Raw genomic sequence first — 7,970 nt, forward strand, 5'->3', positions numbered from 1 at the left:
CGATGGTCTTATTGCACTGTGAACCAAGGGGTGCCGTGCAAGGGGTCGGCTACTGGAATATCAGACGCGCTGCATCCAAGGGCATCAGCCAGTACCGCTTGGGCCATATCTGGGCGGTTGTTGCGTTCGCTCAAATGGGCTGCCACCAGTAAATTCAGTCCCTTGTGCTTTAGGGAACTTGCGAGTTGTGCTGACTCGTTGTTGGACAAATGCCCAAGTGGGCCAGCAATGCGTTTTTTCAAAAAAATGGGGTACGCCGATTGCGCAAGCAATTCACTGTCATGGTTGCATTCCAGCAGCAAGGCTTGACAATCTTGCAATGCCTGCACCACATGGTCGCTGCCGTGCCCTAGGTCAGTGAGAACACCCAAGCTGTTGGCACCATCGCTGCACCGCAGTTGCAGGGGCTCTCTGGCATCATGCGGCACTGTGAAGGGTTGAATTTGCAAACTGCCAAGCGTTAAGGTTTGCCCATCTTTGACCAGTTGTAACTGTTCGCTGGGCAAGCCCCACGCCATCACGCCACTGGCCAATGCCGTGCCGCGACTCATCCAAACGGGCAGAACTGTACGTTTTGCTAATTGCTGAGTGTGACCAATGTGGTCAGCGTGTTCATGCGTCACAAACACTGCGTCTAGGTCTTCTAGGTTTAAATCAGCTTGAGCCAAACGCTTAGTCAGTTCTTTGACGCTTAAGCCGCAGTCGATCAGCAAGCGAGAGACCTGCGCACCACAACGCGCTTCCACCACGGTGGCGTTGCCTGCGCTACCACTGCCCAGGTTTTTGAATCGCAGCACGAGTTACTGCAATTCTTTGACCAATAGTTGGGCGATTTTTTGCGCCGTCGCAGATGCATCAGGTTGACCCGAAGCGTTCAAGATGGCGATGGTGGAGGTGAGGTCGTCTTTGCTGACAATTTTCAATCGGTATTGCTGAGGGCCTTGGGTGTTCTTGGAGGAGCTGAACAATTTACTGAAGAAGCCTTCTTCCGTCTCATCGGGCATATCCACATACCGAACAAAGTAAATACCTTGCTTGCGGTCACGATCTTCGACTGTGAACCCGTTGCGGTCGAGCAAGACACCCACGCGACGCCAAGCGACATCGAAGCCTTGGTTGAAGTTCACAGCGGGTTTGCCATCTACACTGATGAGTTGGCTGGCACTCTTGGCAAGGCCGCCTTCAAAAGCTTTGGCGTTGTCTGCAGTCGCGGTTGTGGGGGCAAGTTTGAGCATCAAGCGACGCAGGAATTCTTTTTCTAACTCTGGGTCATTGGCGCGAGGCTGCCAAACTGTGTTTTTGGAGAGTTTGTCAGCGTAGACCTCCACCATGCCTCGGTGCACCACATACAACTCGGTGTGGTTGTTATCTGTACGGTCTAAACGGATGCGGAATTTATCGCGCTCGCCCGTGGAGTACAAGCCATCCAAGACTTTGCCCAAGTTGCGTCGAATAAAGTCTTGAGGGAGTTTGGCGCGGTTCTCAGCCCATTCGGTTTCCATGACACCGATGCCTTGTTCATCGCGCACCAAGGTAAAGCCGGACTCTTTCCAAAAATCACGAACTGCAATCCACAGTTCTTCGGGTGGACGAGCAATATCTAGCCACATTTGGTTGCCAGAACGCTTGACTTGGATGTCAGCCAAAGCCAAGGGGCTGGTTAAAGGACCGAGGTCGGCTTTGTTGCCAGCGCCCAAATCGTTGGCGCTGATGCTGCCGCCTGGCACATCAAAGCGCTTGTTACGCGTGATTTTGCTCAGATCGGGCGGAACTTCGAGTGATTTTTGGGTGGGTGCCTCGGTTTGGGTTTTGTAGTTGACTTTGTCAGAGTCCATGATGGAACCACAGGCCACCAAGGCGCTGACACACAACAGCAGCCCAGAACGTATGAAAAGGGCAGATTTAAAGAGAAACATCAGGAGGGGTCCTTTGGGGGAATCAAATTACGCCACAACTGCGCATGGCGTTTTCTAACGCTGGTTGCAAGTGTGAACTAAGTGGGGTCATGGGCGAGCGCAAGGCGGGACCACACAGCCCCATACGGTTGGCAGCCCATTTCACGGGAATCGGGTTGGATTCGGTAAACATGTTTTTATGCAGGCTTAGCAACTGACGCTGGATAGCCATAGCTTGTTGTGCTTGACCTGCTATAGCTGCAACGCAAAGCTCGTGCATGAGTTTGGGCGCGATGTTGGCGGTAACACTGACATTGCCATGACCACCGCAAAGCATCAATGCCACAGCCGTGCCGTCATCCCCTGAATAAACCGAAAACCCTTTTGGGGCTTCGTGAATCAACCACTGGGCGCGCTCAATATTACCGGTGGCTTCTTTGATGCCGATGATGCCGTCAATTTGCGCCAAGCGCATAACGGTGTCGTGCTGCATATCGGCGACAGTGCGCCCAGGCACGTTGTAAAGCACCATGGGCAAATCAACAGCCTCTGCAATGGTGCGAAAGTGTTGGTATTGCCCTTCTTGGGTGGGCTTGTTGTAGTAGGGCACCACTTGGAGCTGACAATCGGCACCGACTTGCTTGGCAAAGCGGGTTAACTCGATGGCTTCAGAGGTGGAGTTGGCCCCACAACCAGCCATGATGGGTATGCGCCCAGCGGCTTGATCGACACAGACGCGGATGATTTCGCAGTGCTCTTCGACAGACACCGTGGGTGACTCGCCTGTGGTACCCACCACACCAATGCAGTCCGTGCCTTGCGCTATGTGCCAATCAATTAGATGACGCAGTGCTGGATAGTCGATGCTGCCATCTTCATGCATTGGCGTGATCAAGGCCACGATGCTTGCGCGTATGGGTTTCATGTAAGGTGGGGCATCTTGTAGGTAAAGACCCGCATTCTAGCTTTTCTGAGCTGTTGTGGGTGCGACACCAAAGCGTTTGTCATTGCTGTCGGTGTTCACAGCCACGACCCGCTGAACATACCTGTCTGGCGTATGCAGGAATACATCTTCAAAGGCCACAATGCGCAGCGTTTTGCACAGCAACAGAAGTTCGCCGTGGTTCAAAAGGAATTCGGGGCGCGAGGGTTTTCCCACTGATTCGTTGCCGGCGGCAAAGGTTTCATAAATCAACACCCCATCCGGTTTCAAGCATGTCAGCATGTCTTGCCAAGCAGGACGCCAAAGGTAGTTGGTCACCAAAACTGCGTCAAATTGATGATCCGAAAGTGGCCAAGCGGCATTTTCCAAATCTGCACACAAGACCTCGCCAAACTGTTGGGCGTACTCAAGGGCGTGTTCATCACGGTCAACGCCAAAAACATCAAAACCTTGGCTTTGAAGCCATTGCATGTGCCGACCGCTGCCGCAGGCCAAGTCCAGCACATGCGAGTGAGGGGGAATCAGGTGCGCCCAGCGTTTCAGCCAAGACGAAGGAGCAGACAAAACGGTGTGTATCAATGGGAAGAAGGGCGAAATTCTTTTTTCACCGCTTGCATGGCCATGTGATCTACCAGCCAAGGGGCGATGAGTTTGAGCCAGCGGCCCACTTTGCCTTGTGCGGTCATCACCACTTCCCGCCGTCGCCGCACCATTGCGTAAATGATCAACCTTGCACAGTCTTTCACGGGCATGGCCTTGTCTTCAACCAAACCACTCACGCCAGCACTTTCACCTTTGGCATTGAGTCCGTTGACGCGAATATTGGTGGCTACCACCCCAGGGTAGGCAATGGTCACGCTCACACCTGAGTCCTTGACCTCGGCGCGTAGGGCTTCAAAAAACCCCGACAGCGCAAATTTGCTGGCGCTGTAGGCCGTACGCCCTGGAACGCCCACCAAACCTGCTAAAGAAGATACCGCCACGATGCGACCATGGCTTTGTTTGAGGTGAGGCAAAGCGGCATGGGTGCAGCAAACAGCACCCCATAAATTGACCCGCATCAATTCTTCATACCAAGCCAAGTTCTCCGCTTGAACGTCTTCAAACAAAGCATGGGCAGACACGCCTGCATTGTTGATCAAGATATCCAAGCTTCCCAATTGGCTGACGGTGGTCTCCACCAAATGGCGACACTGTTGCTCGTCGGTGATGTCCGTGGGCATGATGAGGGTGCGAGCCCCCATGGCCATGCAATCAGCAGCTACAGCTTGCAGACGAGAGGCGTTTCGCGCTGCCAAGACCAGCATGGCTTGCAAGCCGTGTCTTCGTGCCAGTTGACGCGCTAACTCTGCACCTATGCCATCTGATGCACCAGTGATGATGATGTTGGGCATTTAAAAACACATCCACAGTTGATCGGCCATGCTTTGCGCAAAGCCGGGTTGCAGATAAAGGCTGAACACCCAAGCCAAGATAAGGCAAGCGATAAGCCACAGCATGAAAGGAGATCGGCTGATCATACGGCTTGAGGCGCGCGGGCTATCGCCGCTTCGCGTACGGGAAGGTTGATCAAAGTGGCAAACGCACTCAAACCAATGGTGATGAACCATACTTGGTCGTAGCTGCCGGTCTGGTCATAAATCATGCCGCCCAACCACACGCCTAAAAAGCTACCAACCTGATGGCTCAAGAACACAAAGCCACTGAGCATGGACAAATGAGACACGCCAAAAATTTGGGCAATCACTGCATTGGTGACTGGAACAGTAGAGAGCCACAACAAGCCCATGGCAGCAGCAAAGATGTAAACACTTAAAGGCGTGATGGGTAGGCTGATGAAGATGGCAATGATGATGCCGCGTGCCAAGTAAATGCCAGACAGTATTTTGTTTTTGGCCATGATCTGCCCCAAACTGCCTGCTGCGTAAGTTCCCGCAATGTTGAACAAACCAATCAACGCTAACGCGGTGCTGGCCAGTTGGGGCGACATGCCTTGGTCTTTCAAGAAACTGGGCAGGTGCACACCGATGAACACCACTTGGAAACCGCAGACAAAGTAACCCGCCATCAGCAACTGAAAACTGCGGTAGCCAAAAGCCTCGCGCAGGGCTTGAATAATGCTTTGGTTGCGCACAGGTGCTTGGCCTGCAGCAAAGCCGGGTTCGCGAAGGCCTAAGCTCAGAGGAAGGATGATCAAAATGCCAATGGACAACATGACCAGCGCGTGTTGCCATCCCCACTGACCGATCAGCATGGACTCGGTGGGCACCATCAAAAACTGGCCAAAAGAACCTGCAGCAGACACCACGCCCATGGCCCAAGAGCGGCGCTCGGGAGGGATGTTGCGCCCAATCACACCAAACACCACCGCGAAGGTGGTGCCTGCCTGAGCCGCACCCACCATGACACCGGCAAACAGCGTAAGGGCAGTCGGGGTGGCGGCGTGGGCCATGCCAAACAGACCCAGCGCATACACCAGCGCTCCAACGATGATGACGCGAAAGGCGCCAAAGCGGTCGGCCAACATGCCCGAGAAGACGCCGATCAAGCCCCAACTGATGTTTTGCACCGCAATCGCCATGGCAAAGTCTTCGCGCCCCCAGCCCATGGTTAGGGTCATGGGCTGCATCCAAAGGCCAAAGCCGTGGCGAATGCCCATGGCAACGCTCACGATCAATGCGCCGCAGATCAAGACTTGCCATAGGGGCAAGGTTTTGTGTGTTTGCGTCATGTCTTTACTGTAACGATTTTGGGTTTCATTCGGATACTTGCACTTTGTTGGCTGTGGTTTCATCCAGTGGTGTCATCTTGTCTGTCTACAATTGCTTCCCATGGCCACCAAACAACCCGAATATTCCGAAGGCTCGATCCGCGTCTTGAAAGGCTTGGAGCCGGTCAAGCAGCGCCCGGGCATGTACACCCGCACCGACAACCCCTTGCACATCATCCAAGAGGTCATCGACAACGCCGCCGATGAAGCGCTGGCCGGGCACGGCAAAAAAATCACGGTGCAACTGCACAGCGATGGCTCGGTGAGCATCGAAGACGATGGGCGCGGCATCCCGTTTGGCATGCACCCCGAAGAAAAAGCACCGGTGATTGAACTGGTGTTCACCCGCTTGCACGCGGGTGGCAAGTTCGACAAAGGCAAGGGCGGCGCTTACAGCTTTTCAGGCGGCTTGCATGGTGTGGGTGTGAGCGTGACCAATGCCTTGGCCAAGCGCATGGAAGTCACTTCTTACCGCGAGGGGCAGGTCGCGCACTTGGTGTTTTCTGGCGGCGATGTGGTGGAAAAACTCAAACTCCGCAAAACTGAATCAGGCGACCGCCGCCAAGGCACGGTGGTGCGGGTCTGGCCGGATGCCAAATACTTTGAATCAGCCAACCTGCCTTTACAAGAATTGATTCACCTTTTGCGCAGCAAAGCGGTGTTGATGCCTGGGGTGAGTGTGACCTTGGCGCAAGAGAAAGCCAAAGACAGCCAAACCTGGTTGTACAAAGGGGGTCTGAGCGACTATTTGACGCAAACGCTCAGCCACGACCCCTTTATCCCCTTGTTCGAGAGCGAGGGCTTTGCCGACGAAGGCCACGAGAGTTTTGCCGAAGGCGAGGGCGCGGCGTGGTGCTTGGCCTTCACCGAAGACGGCTCTCCGGTGCGCGAAAGCTACGTCAACCTGATTCCCACCAGCGCAGGCGGCACCCATGAGAGCGGCTTGCGCGATGGCTTGTTCAATGCGGTGAAAAGCTTCATCGACTTGCACGCTTTGCTGCCCAAGGGCGTGAAGTTGCTGCCCGAAGATGTGTTTGCCCGTGCCAGTTTTATATTGAGCGCTAAGGTGCTGGACCCGCAGTTTCAAGGGCAGATCAAAGAGCGGCTCAATTCGCGCGACGCGGTGCGCTTGGTGTCGAGCTTTGTCAAACCCGCGTTGGACTTGTGGCTCAACGCGCATGTGGAGTTCGGCAAAAAACTCGCTGAGTTGGTCATCCGTGCCGCGCAGCTGCGGCAAAAGGCTGGCCAAAAAGTAGAAAAACGCAAAGGCTCGGGCGTGGCGGTGTTGCCGGGCAAGCTGACCGATTGTGAAAGCCGCGACTTGGCGCACAACGAAATCTTTTTGGTCGAGGGCGACAGCGCCGGTGGCAGCGCCAAGATGGGCCGCGACAAAGAAAGCCAAGCCATCCTGCCCCTGCGCGGCAAAGTGCTCAACACCTGGGAGGTCGAGCGCGACCGCTTGTTTGCCAACAACGAGGTGCACGACATCGCGGTGGCCATTGGCGTGGACCCGCACGGCCCCAACGATGAACCCGACCTGAGCGGCTTGCGCTACGGCAAGGTGTGCATATTGAGCGACGCGGACGTGGACGGCTCGCACATCCAAGTGCTGCTGTTGACGCTGTTCTTCAGGCACTTTCCCAAGCTCATCGAAACTGGCCATGTGTATGTGGCGCGGCCACCGCTTTTCAGGGTGGATGTGCCGGCTCGCGGCAAAAAACCAGCGAGCAAAGCCTATGCATTGGACGAAGGCGAGCTGACAGCCATTTTGGACAAAAGCGCCAAAGAAGGGGTGCCGCGTGAGAAATGCAGCATCTCCCGCTTCAAAGGCTTGGGCGAGATGAACGCCGAGCAGTTATGGGACACCACCTTGAACCCCGACACCCGCCGCTTGTTGCCGGTGCAGTTGGGCGTGTTGGACTTTGCCCAAACCGAAGGCCTGATCACCCAGTTGATGGGCAAAGGCGAGGCCGCAGCGCGGCGTGAACTGATGGAGTTGCACGGCGACGCCATTGAGATTGATGTTTGACCATGAGTGATACACCTGTTGTTGATTTAAATTCCTCGTCTGAATCCGACGACGGCATCGCCTTGGGGCATTACGCCCAACGCGCTTACCTCGAATACGCCTTGAGCGTGGTCAAAGGCCGCGCTTTGCCCGATGTGTGCGACGGCCAAAAGCCGGTGCAGCGGCGCATTTTGTATTCCATGTCACGCATGGGTTTGGGCTTTGGCGGCCCCAACAACGCGGTGGGCGCTCGGCCTGTTAAAAGCGCCCGTGTGGTGGGCGATGTGCTGGGCCGCTATCACCCGCACGGCGACAGCGCCGCCTACGACGCGCTGGTGCGCATGGCGCAAGATT

At 55.3% G+C, this 7,970-nt stretch carries 8 protein-coding genes; 2 read left to right on the plus strand and 6 right to left on the minus strand.

Annotation, left to right across the window (positions count from 1 at the left end):
- Window positions 1-8: 8 nt before the first annotated feature.
- From AC9UEO_RS07140 to AC9UEO_RS07165, 6 genes are all read right to left on the minus strand, one after another.
- Complete coding sequence (locus AC9UEO_RS07140) at window positions 9-797, minus strand: MBL fold metallo-hydrolase (RefSeq protein WP_509531469.1); 789 nt, start codon at window positions 795-797, stop codon at window positions 9-11.
- Window positions 798-800: 3 nt separating this feature from the next.
- Window positions 801-1,916, minus strand: a complete 1,116-nt coding sequence (bamC, locus tag AC9UEO_RS07145) for an NlpB/DapX family lipoprotein (protein WP_509531471.1) — start codon at window positions 1,914-1,916, stop codon at window positions 801-803.
- A gap of 22 nt (window positions 1,917-1,938) precedes the next feature.
- Window positions 1,939-2,820, minus strand: a complete 882-nt coding sequence (gene dapA, locus AC9UEO_RS07150; RefSeq protein ID WP_509531473.1) for a 4-hydroxy-tetrahydrodipicolinate synthase — start codon at window positions 2,818-2,820, stop codon at window positions 1,939-1,941.
- A 36-nt stretch (window positions 2,821-2,856) separates the two neighbouring features.
- Window positions 2,857-3,402: a class I SAM-dependent methyltransferase gene (locus AC9UEO_RS07155; RefSeq protein WP_509531475.1), complete on the minus strand. Its 546-nt coding sequence runs from the start codon at window positions 3,400-3,402 to the stop codon at window positions 2,857-2,859.
- An 11-nt stretch (window positions 3,403-3,413) separates the two neighbouring features.
- Window positions 3,414-4,232 (minus strand): SDR family oxidoreductase, encoded by an 819-nt coding sequence (locus tag AC9UEO_RS07160; protein WP_509531477.1) that lies wholly within the window; start codon window positions 4,230-4,232, stop codon window positions 3,414-3,416.
- A gap of 122 nt (window positions 4,233-4,354) precedes the next feature.
- Window positions 4,355-5,569 (minus strand): MFS transporter, encoded by a 1,215-nt coding sequence (locus tag AC9UEO_RS07165; protein ID WP_509531480.1) that lies wholly within the window; start codon window positions 5,567-5,569, stop codon window positions 4,355-4,357.
- 100 nt (window positions 5,570-5,669) lie between these two features.
- On the opposite strand from AC9UEO_RS07165, the gene AC9UEO_RS07170 reads away from it, so the two are divergent.
- Both AC9UEO_RS07170 and AC9UEO_RS07175 read left to right on the plus strand, forming a co-directional pair.
- Window positions 5,670-7,637, plus strand: coding sequence for a DNA topoisomerase IV subunit B (locus AC9UEO_RS07170; RefSeq protein ID WP_509531482.1), 1,968 nt, complete (start codon window positions 5,670-5,672; stop codon window positions 7,635-7,637).
- 2 nt (window positions 7,638-7,639) lie between these two features.
- The coding region (locus AC9UEO_RS07175) for a DNA gyrase subunit A (RefSeq protein ID WP_509531484.1) at window positions 7,640-7,970 on the plus strand (331 nt) is incomplete at its 3' end.

Origin of the sequence: Limnohabitans sp., from assembly GCF_040401495.1 — a bacterium.
Lineage (GTDB): Bacteria > Pseudomonadota > Gammaproteobacteria > Burkholderiales > Burkholderiaceae_C > Limnohabitans.

What these genes read in the sequence shown, in the direction of transcription:
- bamC (WP_509531471.1), bottom strand. Translation starts at nt 1,916, where the DNA reads ATGTTTCTCTTTAAATCTGCCCTTTTCATACGTTCTGGGCTGCTGTTG.
- dapA (WP_509531473.1), bottom strand. Translation starts at nt 2,820, where the DNA reads ATGAAACCCATACGCGCAAGCATCGTGGCCTTGATCACGCCAATGCAT.
- AC9UEO_RS07160 (WP_509531477.1), bottom strand. Translation starts at nt 4,232, where the DNA reads ATGCCCAACATCATCATCACTGGTGCATCAGATGGCATAGGTGCAGAG.
- AC9UEO_RS07165 (WP_509531480.1), bottom strand. Translation starts at nt 5,569, where the DNA reads ATGACGCAAACACACAAAACCTTGCCCCTATGGCAAGTCTTGATCTGC.
- AC9UEO_RS07170 (WP_509531482.1), top strand. Translation starts at nt 5,670, where the DNA reads ATGGCCACCAAACAACCCGAATATTCCGAAGGCTCGATCCGCGTCTTG.